A 19,760-nucleotide genomic window follows, 5' to 3' on the forward strand; every position below is an offset into this window, starting at 1 on the left:
GCGAAAGATGAAGATGACGCAAACCCCTGCATACAAAAGCATTCATGACGCAGCAAAAGATGTACTAGAACTAATCAGCAAGTTTATCGACGTGAATACGTTTTTCGTCGCTAGAAACGATAAACAAGACGTTGATATCCTCGAAGCGTTTAATCGAAATGAAATTCTACTCGAATCCGGTTTCGAAACGTTATATCGTGATTCTTACTGACAATTCATCGTACGAGCTGGTCGTGAACCGCTCATCATTGAAGATCTAACGACAAATGCCTTTACAAAAGATATGGATGTTACAAAAAGTCTTGGTGGAGGCTCATTGATCGGAGTACCGATCAATTTTCAAAACGGCGAAAACTTCGGAACACTTTGCGGGATGGACAGTCGTCCTTATCATTTTAGTGAAGACCATGTTGCGCTCATGAAATCGATGGCAAATTTATTAGGAAACGTTTTAGAACTAGATCGTGCACAGACGAACATCGAAACGCTATCTGTACCGCTCGTTCCCATCTCAAGTGAAGTAGCGATTCTACCGATAATCGGAGACGTCGATAACGAACGCACAGAGCGAATTATCGAAACTACCTTAGCACACAGTGTGAAGAAAAATCTCGAATACATATTACTCGACCTCTCGGGTCTTATTGATATTGATGAGAGCAATATGAGCAACCTATTGAAAATCAGCAAGTCCCTCGACCTTGTGGGTGTTCATATGATCATAACCGGCATTCGGCCTCAGCTTGCCTTGAGAGCCATTCAATCGGATAGTGATCTTGAAGACATTACTGTACGATCTAACTTGGAGCAAGCCTTAGATTATATCGGATACAAACTCGTAAAAGAAACTTAAACAGACCAGGGACGCTCCTGGTCTGTTTTTGATTACAGCGCTTCTTTAATAACCTGTTTATAGTACTTAATCGAAAGCAGCCCAAAGACCGAATAGAGAACTGTATACAATACCATCACTATGATCATCGGTGTCCATAGTTCTGTACCAAAGAAGAACCAGCCTGACCGAACAGCGAAGTAGCTATGAAGTAACCCGACGATGAGCGGAATTCCAAAGTTGAACACCTGCTTACCAGCGATTCCACGGAGCAAATCACGTTTTGAGTACCCTAGCTTTCGAAGAATACGATAGCTTGGCTTCTCTTCCTCACTTTCATCCATTTGTTTAAAATAAAGGATGCAGCCTGACGTGATAAGGAACGTAAGGCCAAGGTACGCTACGATAAACATCACCAAGCCCATGTTTTGCTTTTGATCTGTTGCAAGATCTGACTGAGACTGATAGATGTTACCGAAACCGAGATCATGAAACAATGTATTGGCTTCGTCATGCGTACTGCTTTTGGTCACATTGATCCCCACATAAACATTGTTTGATTCTTCCTCTCGTAAGGTTGAGAAAAGCTTCTCATCTACAACAGCGGTCGGTAACCCTCCAAGAGACACACGATTATTTACGATGTATTCTTCTTCTAAACCGATATAGGTCAGTGGTAATGAAGATCCTTCACTGCTTACACTGATTTTTCCTTTCTCTTTAAGAGGCATGATCGCCTCGACCACATGATTGTATCCTGTAAACATCACTTCGTTTTCTTCTAGACTATTCGATACAGCATTTTCACTTACTAAGGTCATGAATGTTTTTGAAGGATCCATGGCTAATTCCAGATCAGTATCGATTAGCGATGAGATGTCTACTTCCTTCTGAACATACTCCACCCTTTTTTCTTCAAATGGGATGGCGTTTTTCTGAAGTGATTTCTGGAATCGTTCGGCATCATCAACATCTGTAAACGCAAAATGATCGGGTATGCTGATCTCAGCATTTTTCTCTGCTGAATAGAACGAAATGTAGCTCAAAGATAATAAACCGATTGCAACTGCTGAAACCGTGGTAATGACCGTTAACATGAAAGCATTCGATTTCATCCGAAACATGATCGATGAAAGAGACAGCACTGCATTGATATCGAGGTAACCACGCTTTTGTCTTCTAATGATATTCGTAATGAAGCGAACAGATCCTTTATAGAAAAGATAGGTTCCAACGATGACTGCCGTAAGAATCGACACCATGGCGATCATCATCTGAACGAGAGAGGTGATATCTCCTTCGAATAGCCGTGATGATATATAGTAGCCGAGGAGAATAAATGCGATTCCTAAAACGCCCATGACGATTTCCCAAACTGACATTCGTTTCACTCGTTCTTCAGCAGTCGTTGAAACACTAAACAGTGATAGTATTGTTCTCTTCTTTATAAAGAAATAGTTTCTTATTATCAGGAGAAGAAAGATGAACCCAAACACTGCAAGAGTTAACCAGAACGCATCCAAAGAAAAGTAGAGACTTGCTGTTTCTTCTATGCCTACTACCTTGAAAAAGATCATTAGGATGAGCTTTGATAAAGCAAAACCAACGAAAGTTCCTATCAAGATCGACAATACGAACACGATGGCATTTTCAATGCTAACGATGAAAAAAATGCGATTCTTCGTCATCCCGATCAGCTGAAATAGCCCGATTTCCTTGCTTCTCCGTTTGATGAAGATGTTATTCGCATATAGAAGAAAGACTCCTATAATGACGATCAAAAAGATCGATGTTGTTCGGATAGCTGCTGTAGCATTGATCGAACTGTCATTGCTAAGGGCCGGGGCAAATTGCAAAGTAACAAACGTAAAGTAAAGCGCAACAGTGAAGACGAGTGCAAAAATGTAAAGATAATAGTTTTTTACGTTCTTCTGAAGGTTACGGAATATGAGTTGTTTAGTACTCATACGTCACACCGCCAAGCACACCTTGCGTTTTCATGATGTCCTTAAGAAATGCCTGTCTCGACTGCTCTCCTTTATTCAACTGGGTGTAGATGCTTCCGTCTTTAATAAAGATTACCCGTGAGCTGAAACTTGCCGTCACAGGATCATGCGTGACCATCATGATCGTTGCTTTTCGTTTCTCATTCATCTCACTCAATTTGGTTAACAGGTCTGAAGCAGATTTCGAATCGAGGGCACCTGTTGGTTCATCAGCAAATATAATGCTCGGTTCATGGATGAATGCACGTGCTGCTGACGTCCGTTGCTTTTGTCCTCCAGAGATTTCATTTGGGTAGCTATCACCGATACTCTCGATGTCCAACTCTCCCGCCACTTCTTTAAATTTTTCATTCGTTTCTTTCTTCGATACCTTCTTGATTGATAGCGGTAGAAGAATGTTCTCTTTCACTGTAAGCGTATCGAGCAGGTTATACTCTTGAAAGATAAAGCCGAGCTCATGCTTTCGATAGTTTGCTAGCTCCTTTTCTTTTAATTTTGATATTTCTTTTCCTTGTACCTTAATCGACCCATGACTGATTCGATCGATTGATGAGAGAACGTTTAACAACGTTGTTTTACCAGACCCAGATGCCCCCATGATACTGACGAACTCCCCTTGCTCGATCTGTAAATCGATCCCTTTTAACACTTCATGTTTCGTGAACTTATTTCCATAGCTTTTATGTAATTTTGCTGCTTCTAATACGATCATGTGATGACCTCCCCTTACTTGATGTCTTAAGTGTAAATGAGGTGAGAACGGGTTTCCTTTCAATCACCTAACAAAACACAAAAGCATGTGACACTTTTGTCACACGCCTCTAATCGATTCAACTTTATTTGCGTTAGGGAAGATCACCATAACAGTCGTCCCAACACCAGCCTCTGACTCCACTTCTAGTTTACTATGTAGCGCATCTGCAACTTTCCTCGCAAGGTAAAGACCCATTCCAGTCGCAGCATGATCGGAATGCCTCGTTGTCGAGGTGAACCCTTTATCGAAAATACGAGGTAAGTCTTGCGAGTCGATTCCTCGTCCATAGTCAGTAATAATGAGAACAGCTTGATCCTGAATCATCGTACTCGTAATATTCAAATCGGATGAATCACTATATTTCACAGCATTCGATAATAGCTGTCTTATGATAAACGCAAGCCACTTCGCATCACTCAACACTTCCTCTACATCAAGATCAATTTCAAATCCGATTCCTTTTCGGATACACCACGATTGCAGTGTCTTAATTTCACCGAAAAGAATTGACTCAAGATTTACCCGATCGATGTACACGTCGGTTTCAATAAATGAAATGCGCTTTTGATGAAGCTGTTGATCTAACAAAAGGTGAATCCGAAGCCACTCGTACGTTAACTGAGCTTTTGCCTCTTTATCCTCGAGGCGCTCAATCATTAACGACAAGACAGTAAGAGGTGTTTTCACTTCATGAATCCACGAAAGCATATCATCCTTTTCTTGTTCAATCGCCACCTGTTTTCTTGATACTTCTTCTTGAAGCTTTTCGATTTCTGAAACTAAATTACGTTCAACAATTTGCTCAAAGGGACTGTTTGCCTCAGGAACACTCCATCTTTCAAGGTCGTTTTCCCTCTGTTCTAATTCTCCGTAAAATGTTGTTTCGTTTCGATATCTCATGACAAGAAAAATCGTCATGATGAGCGTAGAAAGAAAGACAACGTACAGAATCGACGAGAACGAAATCGACTGATCAACGTACGAGGTTAGGAGCAGCAAAAGCTGCAGAAAAAGAAATAGACCGATCCAACTTCTACGTTCGATAAGAAAGGTTTTAATCATTACACACGCTCCACAGCCATGTATCCCTGACCAACCTTCGTTACGATCGAATCTCCAAGTCCAAGCTCTGTTAGTTTCTTTCGTAATCGGTTCACATTGACTGTTAGCGTATTGTCGCTCACAAATCGTTCATCTTCCCATAGCACCGTGATGATTTCATCCCGACTAATGATCTTATTCTTCTGCTCGATCAAGATTTTTAGAATATAGATTTCGTTTTTTGTTAAATCGATCGTGCCCTGTTCATTCGATAAGCGATTCCGCTCATAATTTACCGTCGCTCCAAGCCACGTCTTCACGCCAGTCTCTTCGGTGTTGTAATTGTATACACGTCTTAAGATCGCTTGAATCTTAGCAACGAGAACATCAAAATGAAACGGCTTTTGAATGAAATCATCTGCCCCAAGATTCATGGACATCACCATATCTGTCGGATGGTCCCGAGACGATAAGAAGATGATCGGAACGTTTGAATGTTCTCGAATCATCCGGCACCAGTGAAAGCCATCAAACTTTGGAAGCTGGATATCGATGATCACTAACTCCGGCTTCAGCTCCACAAATTCCTTAAAAACATGATTAAAATCACTCACCCCATGTACATCATACGACCACTGGGTTAAGCGTTTTTTCATCTCACTAAACAGCGACTGATCATCTTCGATCAGAAAAACCTTGAACACCATACTTCACCACGCTCATCTGTCATTTTTACCCAACTACTATCCTACCACACATTCGCTCGACGCCTCTATCTTCCATACCAGCTTCGATCGAATGAAAGCCCTAACGATTCACCGTACTGAAAAGCAAAGTCAACATAAGATGAACCCCTTGCTGTAATAATCTGTCCATCTACAAGTATTGGCTTATCACTGTAATAGTCTTCATCGAAGGTTGCTAGAAACGTTCGCTGCTCGCGCGTCAGGCCCGTCGTGTATCGTTTGTTCTCTAACAATCCACTCATCGCTAAGAAATATGGAGCACTCGAAATCGCCCCGATCAACAAATCTTCTTCCTTCAAGCTCTTTAAGAATGCTTTTAACTCATCGTGCTCAACAAGATGTTCGAAATCATCAACCCCAGGAAGAACGAGACTATCTAACTTTGATCGGTCGACCTGATTGATACTAAACTGTGGATAACAAGGCATCCCAGCTTCTCCTGAAACAAGTCCGTGATCAAGTCCTATAAAAACGACCGTCTTCTTTCCTTGCTTAAGCACAGAAACAAGAACCGATAATTCATACTCACTGAATCCATGGTATAAGAGAATACCCGTATACATGACTCACGCTCCTTCTTCATATTGACAATGCAGAAAAGCGACACGAAACTATTTTTTGTTCAACTTTCCCAAACACTAGTACCTTTTCTGCAACGTCATCACGTTTTCCTTTCTTCTAACCTTCAAATGGAGCACCTTTTACTAGAATAGGATTAATAGAACTGAGTTTTGTCTATACTGGATACCACTAAGATTACGTATAGGGGAGAAAGCAATGTCAAATTTGGATATCACATTACACATCATCTATTTTATTTTAATGATCGCTGCCGCTATCTACTTCTTCATCCTAAGTCGGAAACCAAAGAACGTGCCACTTTATGAATACGTCATCCCAATCATCATCACCGCCTGGTCTGGGACAGCTTACCTCTCGATCGCTTTAGGACAAGGCGTTGTTGAACGTGCGGATCGAACGATTTATTTCGCACGTTACCTTGACTGGGTTGTCACGACCCCGCTGCTCCTATTATCGCTCGCCTTGACCGCTATGTTTTATGAGAGAAAGAAAAACAAAGGACTTCTCATCGGCTTAGTTTCTGCTGACGTGTTTATGATTTTAACCGGGCTGATCGCTGACTTTTCTCCTGAAAGAACCAAATACATCTGGTATGCGTTCGGAATCATTGCACTCGTCATCGTCTTATTCATCCTATGGATGCCTTTACGAAAACTAGCGCGAGCTGGTGGTAAGCGACTTTACCGCCATTACAACATAACCGCTCTTTACTTAACATCCTTCTGGGTGCTCTATCCAACAGCATGGCTGCTTGGCTCCACAGGCTTAAATATAACCCAGGAAATGGTCAGTGCCCTTTCCTTTATCATCCTGCCCCTGTTCTCAAAAATCGGGTTTGGGATCATTGATTTACATGGACTGAGAAGACTGCATCAATAGAAAAAACCAGTATCTATGCAGACGATACTGGTTTTTTCTATGTATGTTCTCTCTCCACGATTCTTACCCCAATCCTTCCATGAATACCTTAACGACTAAAGGACCTAAGATGACGATAAAAATCGGAGGGAAGATAAATAAAATCATCGGTATAAGCATCTTCACAGGTGCTTTCATCGCTTGTTCCCTTGCGATCTCACGTCTCTGCTCTCTTAACCTCGTCGTTAAACTCACGATAACTCTAGTCATTCCCACGCCTAGGTGATCAGCTTGAATAATCGATGTCATCACGCTTCTAAAACTATCAGAAGGCACCCTTCTTTTCATATCGTAGAAAGCTTCACGCCTCGATTTCCCTCGTTTCATCTCATCTAACGTTTTCTTAAATTCAGAAGATAGCGGTCCTTTCATACGGTCACATACATCCGTGATCGCTCCTTCTAGACCAACACCAGCTTCTAGTAGTAAGCTCACCATATCGAAAAAGTCAGAAAGTTCTCTGTTAATAAGCTTTATCCGTTGCGTTCTCTTCTTAGCTATATAAAAGATGGGATAGCGATAAAACAAGAAAGATACTGCGATCGCAAAAAATAAAGTAGATAGGCCATCAGAGGTCGGTCCAATCAGCAATAGCGTAAGAAAACCACCGGTAACACACGCAAGAATTTGGATCAGACGAAATTCGATAGGTGATAGTTTTTCATAGCCACTTTCCCGAATCATCAGCTCTAGCTTTCGATGATCCTTTCGCTCAAGCAGCCTTCCAAGACGCGTAACACTTATATTCCACAATTTACGAAATAGCGTTTGAGTAATTCCATTCGATGTCTTTTTGGTCCGTTTCTCACCACCTTCAGATTTACCAAAATAGACATCTGCACGGGATTCAATCGCTATATCTCGTTGATAAATTGTAGAAAACACCGCAGTGAAAAAGAGCATGAAGAAAACGACGGAAGAGATCACAAACAACATGCTGATCATATGCTACACCTCGATTCGTACAATCTTTTGAATGATGAACCAACCTAGAATAAGGGAAATCGACCCAATACCAAGCAATACCCATCCTATTGGATAATCGATCATTGGTTGAAAGTAGTCAGGGCTTACAAAATAAAGATACAACGTTAAAACGACCGGTAGTGCTGTAATGACCCACGATGAGAGTTTGCCTTGTGCAGTTAATGTATTGAGCTCTTCTAGTATCCGGATTCTTCCACGAACGGTTTCCTCCATGTTATCCATGAGCTTTGCTAAATTTCCTCCGCTCTTACGCTGTGCTAAAATCGCTTGGATGACAACTTCAAGCTCTTTATTTGGAACCCGAGCGATCAGGCTTTCAAACACTTCTTCCATCGGAATCCCCATCCCAATTTCCCTAACCGCACGCTCAAACTCAGGACCGATCGGATCTGGCATTTCTTTTCCGATCAATTTCATCGTTTGAACAAAGCTAAACCCTGCTCTAAGAGAGTTCGACATTGTTGCTAAGGCTTCTACTAGCTGGTAAGACAGCTGTTTGTTTCGTTTTCTTGCTTTATTGACCATATATCGTTCAGGCAGAATATACCCGATTCCAATCGCTAAAAGACAGAAGTACCATGGAACCGTGAGAAGAAAAAGTGCGATAGGAGTTGCAGCAGCGACAAGAAGTCGTACGACAAAAAACTCCTCGACCTTTAATGTACTTCCTGCCTGCTGAAGCTTTATTTCCGTATCCTTGCTAAACTTCACTCCATTAAAAAGGTTGGAAAGTTTAATGATCAGTGGCCTCAGTAGTTCCTTCTTATCCTCGCTCTTCTTTTCAACGACCGACGGACCAGCTGGTACGAACTCTTTGATTCTCGTATTGGCCTTCTTCCTTTTCTTCCAACTCATCGTAATGAAGTAAAATGTCAAAGAGAAAGCCAAAAATATCAGTATCAATAGAACGATCTCATTCATCTCACCACTCCTCTTTGAACCATGAAGCTGGAATCGTAAATTCATTTTGTTCGAGCACTTCGGCAAACCCTGGTCTTACCCCAGTCGATACGAAGCGGCCCTCGATTTTCCCTTTGCTATTACGTCCCTCTTCTTTAAAAACGAATAGATCTTGAAGTACGATCGTTTCTCCTTCCATACCGAGAACTTCAGTGATCTTTACCATCTTTCTTGAACCATCCTTCAAGCGAACTTGATGAACGATAAGATCGAGTGCATTTGCAATCTGCTCACGAATCGCACGAAGCGGCAGATCGAACCCTGCCATCAATACCATCGTTTCCAAACGAGACAGCATATCACGAGGAGAATTGGCGTGTCCTGAACTTAAGCTTCCATCGTGACCCGTATTCATCGCCTGCAGCATGTCGAGCGCTTCTGCACCACGAACCTCCCCTACGACGATACGATCTGGACGCATACGAAGGGCATTTCTAACGAGGTCACGAATGGTGATCGCTCCTGTTCCTTCTATATTGGAGGGACGCGATTCGAGTGCAACGATGTGATCCTGTGAAAGCTGAAGTTCGGCAGCATCTTCGATCGTTACGATTCGCTCATCGTTTGGAATGAACGATGATAATACGTTTAATGAGGACGTCTTCCCTGAACCTGTTCCGCCACTAATGAAGATGTTTAACCGTGACTTAACGCACATACTTAGAAAATCTGCCATTTCGGTACTGAGCGTATTGTAATCGATCAAATCATAAATTTGGAAAGGAGTCGCTGAGAATTTTCGAATCGTTAAAGACGGACCCCGAAGTGCTAGAGGAGGAATAACCGCGTTGACACGAGAGCCATCTGGTAATCTCGCATCTACCATCGGCGAACTCTCATCGATTCGACGCCCAAGGGGGGATACGATCCGCTCGATTACACGCTCAACATGTGCATCATCACGAAACGATGATTCACTTTTTAAGATTTTCCCTTGATGTTCGTAATAAATATCGAATGGGCCATTCACCATGATCTCAGAAACCGTAGAGTCTTCTAGTAGAGGCGTGATGGGTCCATACCCTAAAAGCTCATGCTCGACCGTTCCAAGGAGACTCTTCTTCTCTTCGAACGTTAACCGCTCACCTTCTTTGTCGATGAACGCCTTACCAAGTTCACGAATCTTTCTCGTTTCTTCATCTCGATCAAACTGCTTTTTCTTTAATTCTTCTAATAAATAGTTTTGGAGTTTTGTTTCCATCACAATGTATTCATTCGTCTTAACAGGAACTTTAACCTTGCCTTCGCCAGCATCTACAGGTTGAACATCTACATAACGTTTAAAAAGAGACACTCGATTCCCTCCCTTACCTACTCAATAAAGGCCAGCGCATAGACTTGATCGATTTTAATCCAGATTGAACGGACTCCTCTTCTTCCGGCAACAGTTGCTTTGAAAGCGAAAAGATCGCTTTTGATAGAGCGTTTTTCGCATCTTTTAATACGAGCGGATACCCTTCGTTTATTGAAGTTGCAACAGGTCCTGGTTGGTCTGGAAGCATAGAGAGGATCGATTTTTGAAGAATCTCTTCTAAACGCTTCTGATCGATCGTCGTTTTTCTAGAATCTCTGTTCAAAATAACGCTTACCTTCTCGATTAACTTCAGTGGTTCAAGCGTTTCCATGTAGAGCTTCGTATTACGAACAGCTGGTATGTCGCTCGTCATCAGCAATAAGATATCATCAGAAAGAACGAGGCTCTTCAGATGGATTTCTGAAATCGTAGAAGTTGTATCAACTAAAATCACATCGTAATCTTTCCTAAGTTCGGTGATCGCCATCTCGATGTGATGCTCGGTAATGATCTCAAAAAACTCTGGTCGAGGTGGTGGAGCTAGAATCGCAACACCAGAATCGTGTTTTGTTAAATAATGCGTGACTGAAAATCTCCCTTTGTCGTACCCTTCCTTCACCCATTCATAAATCGTATTTTTCGGTTTCACGTCAAAGTACATTGTGACGTCTCCGAATTGAATGTTCGTGTCGAGCACAGCGACCAACTTTCCTTCACGTGCGAAACTCGCCGCTAAATTCACGGTAGTTACCGTTCGCCCGATTCCACCACGTGGACTACAAACGGAAATCACACGACTGTCGTTCTTAGGTTCATGATTCTCTTTTACACCTTGCTGTTCAGCACGATAGTTCATGTATCGGTGAGCCTGTGTCACCACATCGACGAGCTCTTCTGTTTTGATCGGGAGTGTCAATACGTTCGAGGCACCAGAATGCATCGCTTTCTTTGTATTTTCATTCGTTTCTTCAGAGATGATGATGATGTAGATATGTGGGTGCTTGATCGAAATCTCTTCGCTAAGTTCATAGACATTGTAAACATTGTTTGGCTGTAAAAAGAGAGTAGCATTAGAGGTATCCTCAAGACGTGACTGCAGGTCTGTAAGAGTTTGAAAACACGTTAAATGTTGTCCTCTCTTCAAAAGGAACGTCTCAATTTTTTCTGCTCGGCCGTTTGAGTCGCAATAAAAGTACCACTCTACACTCATTTCGCAACAACTCCTTCAACAACCTGTCTTGTTTCTTTCAGTTCTGCCTTCTCGATCGCTTTGTCGGTTTCATTTCGTAACATTAAGTAAAAACCGTTCGCATCCGTTGAAGCTAGACTTATTTGAACACCTTGTTTTGCATCTACTTCTAATGTGACAGTTTCATACAGAAGTGACTCTTCACCAGCATCCGAAGCTTTTCCGGAGCCTAGGACTTTAACATTTTGGAGAACAACCTTCGCTGATCGAAGCTCTTCTTTCTTTTCTTCGTTCACAGATGTCTCAAACGCCACAACATCTACGAATGATCCTGGTACAACATAACCCGATACCCCTTGTTCAAGCGTTACTTTTATTGAAATGGCTCGCTTTCCTTCACTGACCTCGAGCATTTCATTGCTCATTTCCCTTTCGATGACCGTCGGGGCAGCTTCTGCGACCTCAACAACCTCTGGCATCTCTTCCACATCTGAGTCAGAACCTGTTGAGGCAACGATCCCTATGTTTGAGAAAAGTGCTACGTAGACGATACACGTTGCAATCACTCCGAAGACGAGAGACCACATCCAGATTCGCTTCGTTTTCATATGCTCCTCCTTACCTTTTCCTGTCTTTACTTGATAAGTTTCACGCCGTAAACGTTCCCAGTTTGTGACCCATCGATTTCCCCAGATGTGATCATCTTCTTGAACTTTCCAACAATACGCTTTGGTTCGTCGATGCGATCGACCCAGTAAGAAGCAAATCCTACAATTTCAACCGTCGATTTCCCATTCACTCCGTCCCAAGACTTGATTAACGGGATAATGATCATCCGATCGCACGATGCGTCTGCTGACGTCGCACTTTGACAATGAGCTTTTCCTGCGTCGTTATTGATTAGCGTCTGAAACGCACTCTTAACCGGTCCCCACTTTTGCCCTGGCTCAGTTTGTACGGTTTTAGTACCTTTTGGTATCTCTACACCGTTTATAATGTTGTTCGCAAGTCCCTTTGCACCATTGCTGCCAATATCAAGATAGCCGCAGTTTCCGTTTTTTTCACCTGGGTTGCTACACTTCAATTCCGTTTGATGTGGTACTGCTGTATACTCTAGTGCAATTGGCGTGATCCCCTTTGTTGGCCAAACAGGTCCAACTTTTGCTTTTGCAGAGGCACTTACCTTCGCATCCTTAATGCCGAGTACTTTCGCAAACGTCATCGGCACATTTGTAGCCTGAGAAACATGAATCGTGTCAGCTCCGGTCCGTACATCGCAGTAAGAAACCGGATAACCATTTTTATTCGCATAGCTTCCAGCAACCAGCGTTGCTTTACTTCTGCTAGTGAGCAGCTCTTGAGCCCCTGCAAGGGCTGCTGCATCAACTGCGTTCTGCAATGTACTCTTTTCATGATAGAGGCGCCCTACGTCAACTACCATCGCCGCTGCACCGAGTAAAACTGTAATACTGACCGCAACCATCACCATGGTACCGCCGCTTTCATTTAATAGTAGCTTAACTATTCTTTTCATCACTCCACCCTCATCGCCGTTGTACTCGTCAGATCGATCGGACCAGTTAATGAGGCGATCACAGGAGTGAGGAAATCAATGTTGTGACTGATGGTGATCCTAACTTCGCTGCCTGATGTTTTCTTTCCACCAGGAGAGATCGATACTTGAGAGCCAGAAAGATTGATACTCGTTGCATTATCAACTGCTACTGCCCGAATCGTCGCATCGTCTTCTCCAACGCTTGCTGAACGAGCAGCTTCTCGACTTGCATGATCGATGGTGAGGTAGGCATGGAAGATTCGCCCAAAATCAACGATGCCGAACAATAATACAATGAGCACAGGAAGAACCAATGCAAATTCAACCATCGATTGACCCTTTTCAGATTTCACATCATCCCTCCTAAGAAAGACGCACACAACGTCCCAACTGTAATGGCTACTCCATATGGAAAGGTGATTTTTGGTTTGTCGTTCTGAGAGCTTTTTAAAGAAAAAAAGAAAGAAAATAGATAGAGGGGAGAAAGTCTTTTGAGTTCTATTTTTCTGACAAGTAAGATAAGCCCGATCAATCCACCTATTAGTACCGTGTAGATAAATGACTGAAAGACGAAGGTTACGCCTGTAAGGGCTCCTATTGCTCCAAGTAGCTTCACGTCACCCGCTCCCATTCCTCCTAATAAGTAAGGAATGAAAAGCAGCAATAATCCTACTAATAAACCAGCTCCACTAAATAAAAAGCCATCGAACCCTTGTGTCACCGTATGGTAAACCAAGCCAATCAGCATGGCTGGGAACGTGACGATGTTTAAGATCTTCCTACTTCTTATATCCGTATAGAAAGATAAGAGTAACGTAACGACCAAGATACTAAAGATCATCCCTATGCATCTCCTTTTAAAATTAGCCCCACCTATGAAAGTGGGGCTAGAGAAAGAAGGTGTTCGTACTATTGAAGTTTAGCTGTTACTTTATCGATCAATGCATCAACCTGACCACCAAGTAGATTAAACGCGCCAACTGCTACGATCGCTACCCCAGCAAGAATTAATCCATACTCTGCCATCCCTTGACCTTCTTCTTCTCGAACGAACGCTGCCATCTTCTTTAACATTTCATTTCCTCCCTATTTGGTTGTTTTTATTTAGTGAGATACTTATGGCTACAAATGAAACGGATTTCAGTAAGTATGCTTTAGAGACCTTGAAAGAAAGTAATAACATAGCAAGATGAAGCAGTTACGCTATCCTCATTTCAAACCCCCTTTTACTAATGAACGTCAGTATACGTTTACGATCGTTCATTATAGTGTTCGATTCTGAGTTTTCGTTCTTTTTAAAGAACTATCTGTACTTTTATTGTAGTTCTCAATAACGAATTTGTAAACCTATTTTTTTATTTTAATTGTAAATGTTTGAGAATAATAGAAAGTCGTTACATACAGTTGTGAATGTTGATCCCTTGTTATATAGTATATACAACGAAATCTCTAGGAGGTATGAAGAACATGAGAGAACCCTCTGGACGTATGATATATAGAACACTTCCTCATTCGATTATGTTCGCTGACTCATTCACAACACGGTTTAGAGGATTGATGTTTCGTAAACGACCTCTCCACTTAGAAGGACTGCTGATCACACCGTGTAACGCCATCCATATGTGCTTCATGACCTTTTCCATCGATGCTGTTTTCCTTAACAGCGAAAATAAAGTGATTAAACTCATACCGAATTTAACTCCGTGGCGTTTTACGATGCCGGTTAAAGAAGCACGCTCAGTTCTTGAACTTCCCGCAGGATCCATATCAGAGTTTAAACTCAAGGTGAACGATTATCTTCAGTTCTAGTTTAACGATAGATAAAAAGATCGGTATAGCGCTATGCACTACACCGATCTTCCTCACTCACTAATCTCTCGCATCTGCCTCAGACGATACAACTCATATATGTTTTTGATGATTACCTTTAAGACAGAGTAAAACGGAATCGCAATCAGCATTCCGATAAACCCATAAAGCGCTCCCGCCACGATCAATAGCAGAATGATGGTTAATGGATGGATGTTCAACCTGCTGCCTAATACGAGCGGTGCGACTAAGTTCCCTTCAAGCTGCTGCACGATAACGAGTGCCACGAGCACTGAAAAAGCCATCATCGGGTCTTGTGTTAGAGCGATAACAAGTGCCGGGATAACGCCGATGATCGGCCCGAAGAATGGCACGACGGCTGTAAGCGTAACAAACATTCCAAGTATAAGCGCATAAGGAAGCCCGAGTATGAGATAGGCGATATACATAAGTACACCATCGACGACTGCCACGATCACTTGACCTGTAATGTAAGCTGCCACCGTATCATCGATGTTCTGTAAAATCTTCTTCCCTTCTTCTTGGTGATGGCCAGGAACAAACTTCAATAAGTATGGAATCAACTTATGATCGTCTTTTAGAAAATAAAAGAGAACGAAAGGTACGACGATCAGTACTGTTGTCGCACTAGTAAGAGTCGAAACGATTTGCGTGATGTTATCTCCGAAATTTTGTGTGACGTCTCCTAGAAAACTTGTTGCTTTATGTCTCAAGTTTCCAACTGAAACCATGCCCATATCATTTTTCTCAATTGCTTTTTGTGCCTCTTCAGCTGATTTCTCAAGCTTCTTCGGAAGATCCTTCATAATACTGGTCGCCTGATCCGCGATCGTTTGAGCTAATAGCTTAAACCCTATATATACGAGTCCACCGATCGATGCAAAGACGATCAAAATCGCTGCAAGATTTGGAACGAATGGGATCTTTCGAACGAGTCGAACGACCGGTTTAAGAATGTAATAGAAAAATCCTGCGATCAGCACTGGGTAAAAAAGCGTGCTGATGATTGTGATGACCGGCTTTACAAACTCTAATTCAGCAAGAAAAAAGAATAAGATAAGTACGAGTATCGCACCAGTCATATATTTAAAAAAATTGTGTTTCATCCACATCGTCATAACTCCTCTACGTAAAAGTGATAGCTTTTACTATATTCCACAAGAAGGAGTCTTCATAACAGGGAATTTAAATTTTTCCATAAGTAACGTCTAGAAGAGGCCATTTAGAAATCCAGTTTTTCTTACGGAGTCGTTCTTCATAAATCCAACTACGCTCGTTATTTAAGAAAGCTGGAGTTGGACGCAGCTTCATTTGAAGGACATCATCTAGCCCATGAGGGGCAGCAATGACTAAGCGGTCTAGTTCGTCTAGCTTTAACCCAAGCGAAGTAGCTGACTCAGGAAATTTTGAGATGGCATCCACTGAAGAATGGTAGGGTGCCATGTCGTTTAACACGTGCATTCTTGCTTGGTTTTTCACCGACCAAGGCACGTCTTTAACGATCTTGTAAAGCTGTTTCTCTAGCATTACTTCTTCACCTTCGTCGATATGATCCTTGTCAAAATAAATGACGTCCACATCTGGCAGCTTCGTAGCTTCTTCATAGCCGTGCTGAATATCCCAGATCTTTGAACGCACAAAACCAGCACACACCCACCAATTTGGAAGGTTTAGTGACTTTACTGCTCTCAAAATTTCCATCATCTTAGAATCCTTTTTTACACTAGTCAGCAAGTCTTCTTCAGTATGTAACATCTTGATTCCCCTCTCGCTAATTGCAGCCTGTCTTCTTTGCTAAACCAATTATTTCAAAACATGGAAGGAACCACAATCGAAAATAAAAAACACTCTCAAACGAGAGTGCTTCAGTTTAATATGGTGGAACGCTTTGTTGAAAGCGAAACACGTTTAATGGATCCACTTCTGTCTTGACCTTTCGTAACCTGTGAACGTTTTCCCCATAGTAAGCCTGTTGCCAATCCCTAATCGTTTCATCTGGCCAGTTTACATAGTCACCTTCCGTATACCGTCTCATTTGTTTCCTTAACCCAACTACCCATTGAACGTTATCCCTAGCTTCTTCTTCATTCGTCCACGTTGTGTTATATTCTTGTGCGATCTTCGCATCTCGGTGAAAAAAAGCAGTGTCTGATGGCGGAACATCAGAAACAGCGCCACCTAGTGACTGCTGCCAAATAACCGCATCTTCATTCGGCGCGTGTTCGAGGAATCGTTTCATAATCGAAATGCCTCGCTCCGGAATAGGCTTATACACGAAAGACCCAGACCTTTTAAAGAATGACGGCTTATTTCCTGAAGGCTCATTGAAATAATTGAACGCCTTATTAAAAGGAAGGGATCCAACCTGGACTTTTCTTGGCTTATTGTCCTTCAGCAACGGTTTGATCAGTTCAATCAACCGTTTCTTCGACCCCAAGAACTGACCTTCAGAGCGGATGAGGTTCTTACTTTTCGCATGAAGTTCTAGCGTCGAGGTAAGCTTATGATCAGTGAACGGAGCCCAGTTTTGCCACGTTTCGAATACATCTTCGAGCTGATCGAACTCCCACTCGATTTTGAAAACGGAGACGTTGTCGATCGGATGTGTTCGAAAAGTAAACGATGTGACGATACCGAAATTCCCGCCGCCTCCACCGCAGCAAGCCCAGAACAAATCGCTATTTTCATCTTTTGTTGCCTCAATGATTTCGGCACCTCTCTCACCTTTTGGGACGACGATTCTCATGCGCTCTACATGATCACACGTCAATCCGAATTCTCTCGACAAATATCCAATGCCGCCACCTAGCGTTACACCCGAGACACCTACACTGAACTCTGTTCCACCAGGTAATGCCAGGCCATATTTCCATAGCGTGTTATACACTTTTCCTAAATCCGCTCCAGCACATACCTTCGCTGTCTTGGTAGGTACAGATACCGATATCTCGTTCATCTCACTAATGTCGATCACCAATCCACCATCTAGGTTCGAAAAGTTTTGATAGCTATGTCTTCCGCTCCTCACTCGAAAAGGAAGACCTTTTTCACGAGCAAATGTTAAGGCATGTAAGACATCCTTCTCCTCCTGACAAAATACGATCGCTCCAGGAAACTTCGATTGATACAGATTCAGATTTTCCCTTGCTTTGTCATACGCTGGATCACCAGGTAACACGACCCGTCCGGTTAATTCAGTCGCCATCCTCTCGCCCACCTTTTCTTATTCATACAGCAGTGTATGTGGGCGGAGGACGTTGGGTAGCTTCTGTATATAAAAAAGTGATAAAAAGACCCGCCTATTCGGACGGGTCTTAACGTTTATTCCTCTGGCAGTAGAACGATCTTCCCTAACTTACCAGCATTCTTAAAGTACGTCTGTGCTTCTCTCGCTGCATCAAGTGGAAACGTTCGATCGATGACAGGTTGGATCTTCCCTTCTGAAATGGCAGTTAACATCTTCTCAAACTCAGCGCGCGTTCCGAGTACAGATCCGTAAAGAGTAATATGTTTTAAATAGAGCGTACGAAAATCGAGCTCAGTCTTCTGTCCACCAGCAGAACCTGACGTACAAAACTTTCCGCCTTTTTTCAATACTTGTAAAGAGGTCGCGAAGAGCGCGTCTCCAACAACGTCTAGAACAGCGTCGATCGGGCCGCCATTCGCATCGAGAATGTCTTGTGCAAGGGTTTCAGACTTATAAGAAAGCACGTGCGTCGCTCCAAGCTCCTTCATGCGTTCTTCTAGTTCAAAATCACCGACGATCGCTACGACATTTGCACCAAATACGTTCGCTGCAATCTGCACGTTTAAGGATCCTACTCCACCGTTCGCACCTGTAACCATGATCGTCTCTCCAGGCTTTGGCTGGATTTGTTCAACCATGTGCCACGCGGTCATCCCACTTACGGAGAATACGGCACTTTCAATATAGTTCGATAGCGGCATATCAAAACATAGGTCTGCTGGCCACACAACGTATTCCGCATAGCCGCCATCGTATTCCGATCCGATAAAAGACATGTCTTCAGAAATATGTTCAGCGCCTTCTTCCCCACTCGAGGTAAAAGGAAAGAGAACGACGTTCCTACCTTTCATCGCCCCATCGACACTCGCTCCAACTTTTACAACCTGACCCGTAATATCCGACCCTGGCGTACGCGGGAATTGTACCCCTTCAGGACGCCAGCCGGACTTTGATCCCGTTCCATATGCACCTTCTCGCATCCAGATCTCTGTATTGTTGATCGCGCAAGCTTTTACTTTTACTAACACTTCATGATCCTTTGGTTCTGGGATCGGTACCTCCGCAACCTGTAGCTTATCAACATCACCGTACCCTGTTACTTGAACAGCTTTCATTTCTTCCTCACCTTTCGCGTTATGTAGTCTTGTTACAAATAAAAAAAGAGCCTTAGCTCTTCATAGTCTTTCACAGTGTGAATCATTATATCATTCGTCTTCTTTATTAACACGGAAGTTGCTTTAAGCAGATAAATGTTAAGCCTGGTATTGCTTCGACGTTATAAATTCTTCTTCCATCAGCACGTACGGGTGGGTTTCCATGAGAATATCGATGAGATAATCTGGCATCCGTTCATCTTCATATGCACAGATGAGCGGAAACGAATATTCATGAACGGCGCGATCAACAATTCTCTCGAAATCTTCTATAATATGCAGTGGTTCTTCCATCGAGGCCCATTCGACATGCGCCCAAGACCTGAACGAAACATTATTCTCTACAAAAGGTTCCACGGATTTTTGAAAATGCTCTACAATCGCTGGAGGATGATAGCTGCCGCTTGAAAAGTAAAAATCAAAGTTGTTGATCCGGTGGACGTATGATCTGTCTTCTTCTGTTAACAGTCTGGAAAGTTCTTTCTCGATAAGACGATAAACAGGTTCGTTTTCAATCAGGATTACATGTTCACCCGCTTTGATACCATCTTGGATAAAACCGAGCACCTGTTTAACATAATTCGATCTTCCCTGGTAGGCATAGAGCACATGAACGCACCGTTTGTCCTCAAACAACCGATTCATTTCACTTTTCAATACATCAC

Annotated in this window: 23 protein-coding genes; 4 read left to right on the forward strand and 19 right to left on the reverse strand. The window is 42.7% G+C overall.

From position 1 onward, the window contains the following. Positions 1-7: 7 nt before the first annotated feature. Both ACXADT_RS17620 and ACXADT_RS17625 read left to right on the forward strand, forming a co-directional pair. Positions 8-211 (forward strand): hypothetical protein, encoded by a 204-nt coding sequence (locus tag ACXADT_RS17620; RefSeq protein ID WP_474832120.1) that lies wholly within the window; start codon positions 8-10, stop codon positions 209-211. Positions 212-217: 6 nt separating this feature from the next. Next, positions 218-853 carry an STAS domain-containing protein gene (locus ACXADT_RS17625; protein WP_474834579.1) on the forward strand — a complete coding sequence of 212 codons (636 nt, stop codon included), beginning with the start codon at positions 218-220 and terminating at the stop codon, positions 851-853. A gap of 32 nt (positions 854-885) precedes the next feature. Here ACXADT_RS17625 and ACXADT_RS17630 read toward each other — a convergent pair whose 3' ends face one another. The 5 genes from ACXADT_RS17630 to ACXADT_RS17650 form a co-directional block, all read right to left on the reverse strand. Beyond that, complete coding sequence (locus tag ACXADT_RS17630) at positions 886-2,799, reverse strand: FtsX-like permease family protein (protein WP_474832121.1); 1,914 nt, start codon at positions 2,797-2,799, stop codon at positions 886-888. After that, complete coding sequence (locus ACXADT_RS17635; protein ID WP_474832123.1) at positions 2,789-3,550, reverse strand: ABC transporter ATP-binding protein; 762 nt, start codon at positions 3,548-3,550, stop codon at positions 2,789-2,791. Before ACXADT_RS17635 ends, ACXADT_RS17630 begins: the two co-directional genes overlap by 11 nt. Before the next feature lie 99 nt (positions 3,551-3,649). Then, on the reverse strand, positions 3,650-4,654 hold the full coding sequence (locus ACXADT_RS17640) for a sensor histidine kinase (protein WP_474832124.1): 1,005 nt from the start codon (positions 4,652-4,654) through the stop codon (positions 3,650-3,652). Continuing rightward, positions 4,654-5,337: a response regulator gene (locus ACXADT_RS17645; RefSeq protein ID WP_474832126.1), complete on the reverse strand. Its 684-nt coding sequence runs from the start codon at positions 5,335-5,337 to the stop codon at positions 4,654-4,656. The genes ACXADT_RS17640 and ACXADT_RS17645 overlap by 1 nt, the downstream gene beginning before the upstream one ends. A gap of 68 nt (positions 5,338-5,405) precedes the next feature. Further along, positions 5,406-5,942 carry a DJ-1/PfpI family protein gene (locus ACXADT_RS17650; RefSeq protein ID WP_474832128.1) on the reverse strand — a complete coding sequence of 179 codons (537 nt, stop codon included), beginning with the start codon at positions 5,940-5,942 and terminating at the stop codon, positions 5,406-5,408. 214 nt (positions 5,943-6,156) lie between these two features. On the opposite strand from ACXADT_RS17650, the gene ACXADT_RS17655 reads away from it, so the two are divergent. Next, positions 6,157-6,840, forward strand: a complete 684-nt coding sequence (locus ACXADT_RS17655) for a bacteriorhodopsin (protein WP_474832129.1) — start codon at positions 6,157-6,159, stop codon at positions 6,838-6,840. 63 nt (positions 6,841-6,903) lie between these two features. Here ACXADT_RS17655 and ACXADT_RS17660 read toward each other — a convergent pair whose 3' ends face one another. The 9 genes from ACXADT_RS17660 to ACXADT_RS17700 form a co-directional block, all read right to left on the reverse strand. Further along, entirely contained in the window at positions 6,904-7,824 is a 921-nt protein-coding gene (locus tag ACXADT_RS17660; protein ID WP_474832131.1) for a type II secretion system F family protein, read from the reverse strand. A 3-nt stretch (positions 7,825-7,827) separates the two neighbouring features. After that, positions 7,828-8,787, reverse strand: a complete 960-nt coding sequence (locus tag ACXADT_RS17665) for a type II secretion system F family protein (protein WP_474832133.1) — start codon at positions 8,785-8,787, stop codon at positions 7,828-7,830. A gap of 1 nt (position 8,788) precedes the next feature. Continuing rightward, the gene (locus ACXADT_RS17670; protein WP_270181372.1) at positions 8,789-10,120 is read right to left on the reverse strand and encodes a TadA family conjugal transfer-associated ATPase; all 1,332 of its coding nucleotides are present in this window, start codon (positions 10,118-10,120) and stop codon (positions 8,789-8,791) included. 13 nt (positions 10,121-10,133) lie between these two features. After that, positions 10,134-11,330 carry an AAA family ATPase gene (locus ACXADT_RS17675; RefSeq protein ID WP_474832134.1) on the reverse strand — a complete coding sequence of 399 codons (1,197 nt, stop codon included), beginning with the start codon at positions 11,328-11,330 and terminating at the stop codon, positions 10,134-10,136. After that, positions 11,327-11,917 carry a Flp pilus assembly protein CpaB gene (gene cpaB / locus ACXADT_RS17680; protein ID WP_270181370.1) on the reverse strand — a complete coding sequence of 197 codons (591 nt, stop codon included), beginning with the start codon at positions 11,915-11,917 and terminating at the stop codon, positions 11,327-11,329. Before cpaB ends, ACXADT_RS17675 begins: the two co-directional genes overlap by 4 nt. Positions 11,918-11,943: 26 nt before the next feature. After that, on the reverse strand, positions 11,944-12,843 hold the full coding sequence (locus tag ACXADT_RS17685) for a pilus assembly protein TadG-related protein (protein ID WP_474812743.1): 900 nt from the start codon (positions 12,841-12,843) through the stop codon (positions 11,944-11,946). Next, a complete protein-coding gene (locus ACXADT_RS17690) occupies positions 12,843-13,217 on the reverse strand; it encodes a TadE family protein (RefSeq protein ID WP_270181368.1) in 375 nt (124 codons plus the stop codon). The genes ACXADT_RS17685 and ACXADT_RS17690 overlap by 1 nt, the downstream gene beginning before the upstream one ends. Beyond that, complete coding sequence (locus ACXADT_RS17695) at positions 13,214-13,705, reverse strand: A24 family peptidase (RefSeq protein WP_474832136.1); 492 nt, start codon at positions 13,703-13,705, stop codon at positions 13,214-13,216. The genes ACXADT_RS17690 and ACXADT_RS17695 overlap by 4 nt, the downstream gene beginning before the upstream one ends. 68 nt (positions 13,706-13,773) lie before the next feature. Next, positions 13,774-13,938: a Flp family type IVb pilin gene (locus ACXADT_RS17700; RefSeq protein WP_270181366.1), complete on the reverse strand. Its 165-nt coding sequence runs from the start codon at positions 13,936-13,938 to the stop codon at positions 13,774-13,776. A gap of 393 nt (positions 13,939-14,331) precedes the next feature. Here ACXADT_RS17700 and ACXADT_RS17705 point away from each other — a divergent pair, with 393 nt between their 5' ends. Continuing rightward, the gene (locus ACXADT_RS17705; protein WP_474832138.1) at positions 14,332-14,673 is read left to right on the forward strand and encodes a DUF192 domain-containing protein; all 342 of its coding nucleotides are present in this window, start codon (positions 14,332-14,334) and stop codon (positions 14,671-14,673) included. 53 nt (positions 14,674-14,726) lie between these two features. Here the strand turns inward: ACXADT_RS17705 and ACXADT_RS17710 are convergent, their stop codons facing one another. The 5 genes from ACXADT_RS17710 to ACXADT_RS17730 all read right to left on the reverse strand — a co-directional run bounded on the left by ACXADT_RS17710 (position 14,727) and on the right by ACXADT_RS17730 (position 19,752). Beyond that, the gene (locus tag ACXADT_RS17710; protein WP_270181364.1) at positions 14,727-15,806 is read right to left on the reverse strand and encodes an AI-2E family transporter; all 1,080 of its coding nucleotides are present in this window, start codon (positions 15,804-15,806) and stop codon (positions 14,727-14,729) included. A gap of 73 nt (positions 15,807-15,879) precedes the next feature. Next, positions 15,880-16,449, reverse strand: a complete 570-nt coding sequence (locus tag ACXADT_RS17715) for a nucleotidyltransferase family protein (RefSeq protein ID WP_474832139.1) — start codon at positions 16,447-16,449, stop codon at positions 15,880-15,882. Positions 16,450-16,564: 115 nt separating this feature from the next. Beyond that, complete coding sequence (locus ACXADT_RS17720) at positions 16,565-17,899, reverse strand: FAD-binding oxidoreductase (protein ID WP_474832141.1); 1,335 nt, start codon at positions 17,897-17,899, stop codon at positions 16,565-16,567. Between the two features lie 116 nt (positions 17,900-18,015). Beyond that, complete coding sequence (locus ACXADT_RS17725) at positions 18,016-19,056, reverse strand: zinc-binding dehydrogenase (RefSeq protein WP_474832142.1); 1,041 nt, start codon at positions 19,054-19,056, stop codon at positions 18,016-18,018. A 138-nt stretch (positions 19,057-19,194) separates the two neighbouring features. Further along, positions 19,195-19,752 (reverse strand): MEDS domain-containing protein, encoded by a 558-nt coding sequence (locus tag ACXADT_RS17730; RefSeq protein WP_270181360.1) that lies wholly within the window; start codon positions 19,750-19,752, stop codon positions 19,195-19,197. Positions 19,753-19,760: the final 8 nt, after the last annotated feature.

This window comes from Anaerobacillus sp. ABR4_321, from assembly GCF_056158505.1.

What these genes read in the sequence shown, in the direction of transcription:
- ACXADT_RS17655 (WP_474832129.1), top strand. Translation starts at nt 6,157, where the DNA reads ATGTCAAATTTGGATATCACATTACACATCATCTATTTTATTTTAATG.
- ACXADT_RS17660 (WP_474832131.1), bottom strand. Translation starts at nt 7,824, where the DNA reads ATGATCAGCATGTTGTTTGTGATCTCTTCCGTCGTTTTCTTCATGCTC.
- ACXADT_RS17665 (WP_474832133.1), bottom strand. Translation starts at nt 8,787, where the DNA reads ATGAATGAGATCGTTCTATTGATACTGATATTTTTGGCTTTCTCTTTG.
- ACXADT_RS17705 (WP_474832138.1), top strand. Translation starts at nt 14,332, where the DNA reads ATGAGAGAACCCTCTGGACGTATGATATATAGAACACTTCCTCATTCG.
- ACXADT_RS17640 (WP_474832124.1), bottom strand. Translation starts at nt 4,654, where the DNA reads ATGATTAAAACCTTTCTTATCGAACGTAGAAGTTGGATCGGTCTATTT.
- ACXADT_RS17620 (WP_474832120.1), top strand. Translation starts at nt 8, where the DNA reads ATGAAGATGACGCAAACCCCTGCATACAAAAGCATTCATGACGCAGCA.
- ACXADT_RS17700 (WP_270181366.1), bottom strand. Translation starts at nt 13,938, where the DNA reads ATGTTAAAGAAGATGGCAGCGTTCGTTCGAGAAGAAGAAGGTCAAGGG.
- ACXADT_RS17720 (WP_474832141.1), bottom strand. Translation starts at nt 17,899, where the DNA reads ATGGCGACTGAATTAACCGGACGGGTCGTGTTACCTGGTGATCCAGCG.
- ACXADT_RS17695 (WP_474832136.1), bottom strand. Translation starts at nt 13,705, where the DNA reads ATGATCTTTAGTATCTTGGTCGTTACGTTACTCTTATCTTTCTATACG.
- ACXADT_RS17630 (WP_474832121.1), bottom strand. Translation starts at nt 2,799, where the DNA reads ATGAGTACTAAACAACTCATATTCCGTAACCTTCAGAAGAACGTAAAA.
- ACXADT_RS17675 (WP_474832134.1), bottom strand. Translation starts at nt 11,330, where the DNA reads ATGAGTGTAGAGTGGTACTTTTATTGCGACTCAAACGGCCGAGCAGAA.
- ACXADT_RS17650 (WP_474832128.1), bottom strand. Translation starts at nt 5,942, where the DNA reads ATGTATACGGGTATTCTCTTATACCATGGATTCAGTGAGTATGAATTA.
- ACXADT_RS17710 (WP_270181364.1), bottom strand. Translation starts at nt 15,806, where the DNA reads ATGTGGATGAAACACAATTTTTTTAAATATATGACTGGTGCGATACTC.
- ACXADT_RS17685 (WP_474812743.1), bottom strand. Translation starts at nt 12,843, where the DNA reads ATGAAAAGAATAGTTAAGCTACTATTAAATGAAAGCGGCGGTACCATG.
- ACXADT_RS17725 (WP_474832142.1), bottom strand. Translation starts at nt 19,056, where the DNA reads ATGAAAGCTGTTCAAGTAACAGGGTACGGTGATGTTGATAAGCTACAG.
- ACXADT_RS17635 (WP_474832123.1), bottom strand. Translation starts at nt 3,550, where the DNA reads ATGATCGTATTAGAAGCAGCAAAATTACATAAAAGCTATGGAAATAAG.
- ACXADT_RS17715 (WP_474832139.1), bottom strand. Translation starts at nt 16,449, where the DNA reads ATGTTACATACTGAAGAAGACTTGCTGACTAGTGTAAAAAAGGATTCT.
- cpaB (WP_270181370.1), bottom strand. Translation starts at nt 11,917, where the DNA reads ATGAAAACGAAGCGAATCTGGATGTGGTCTCTCGTCTTCGGAGTGATT.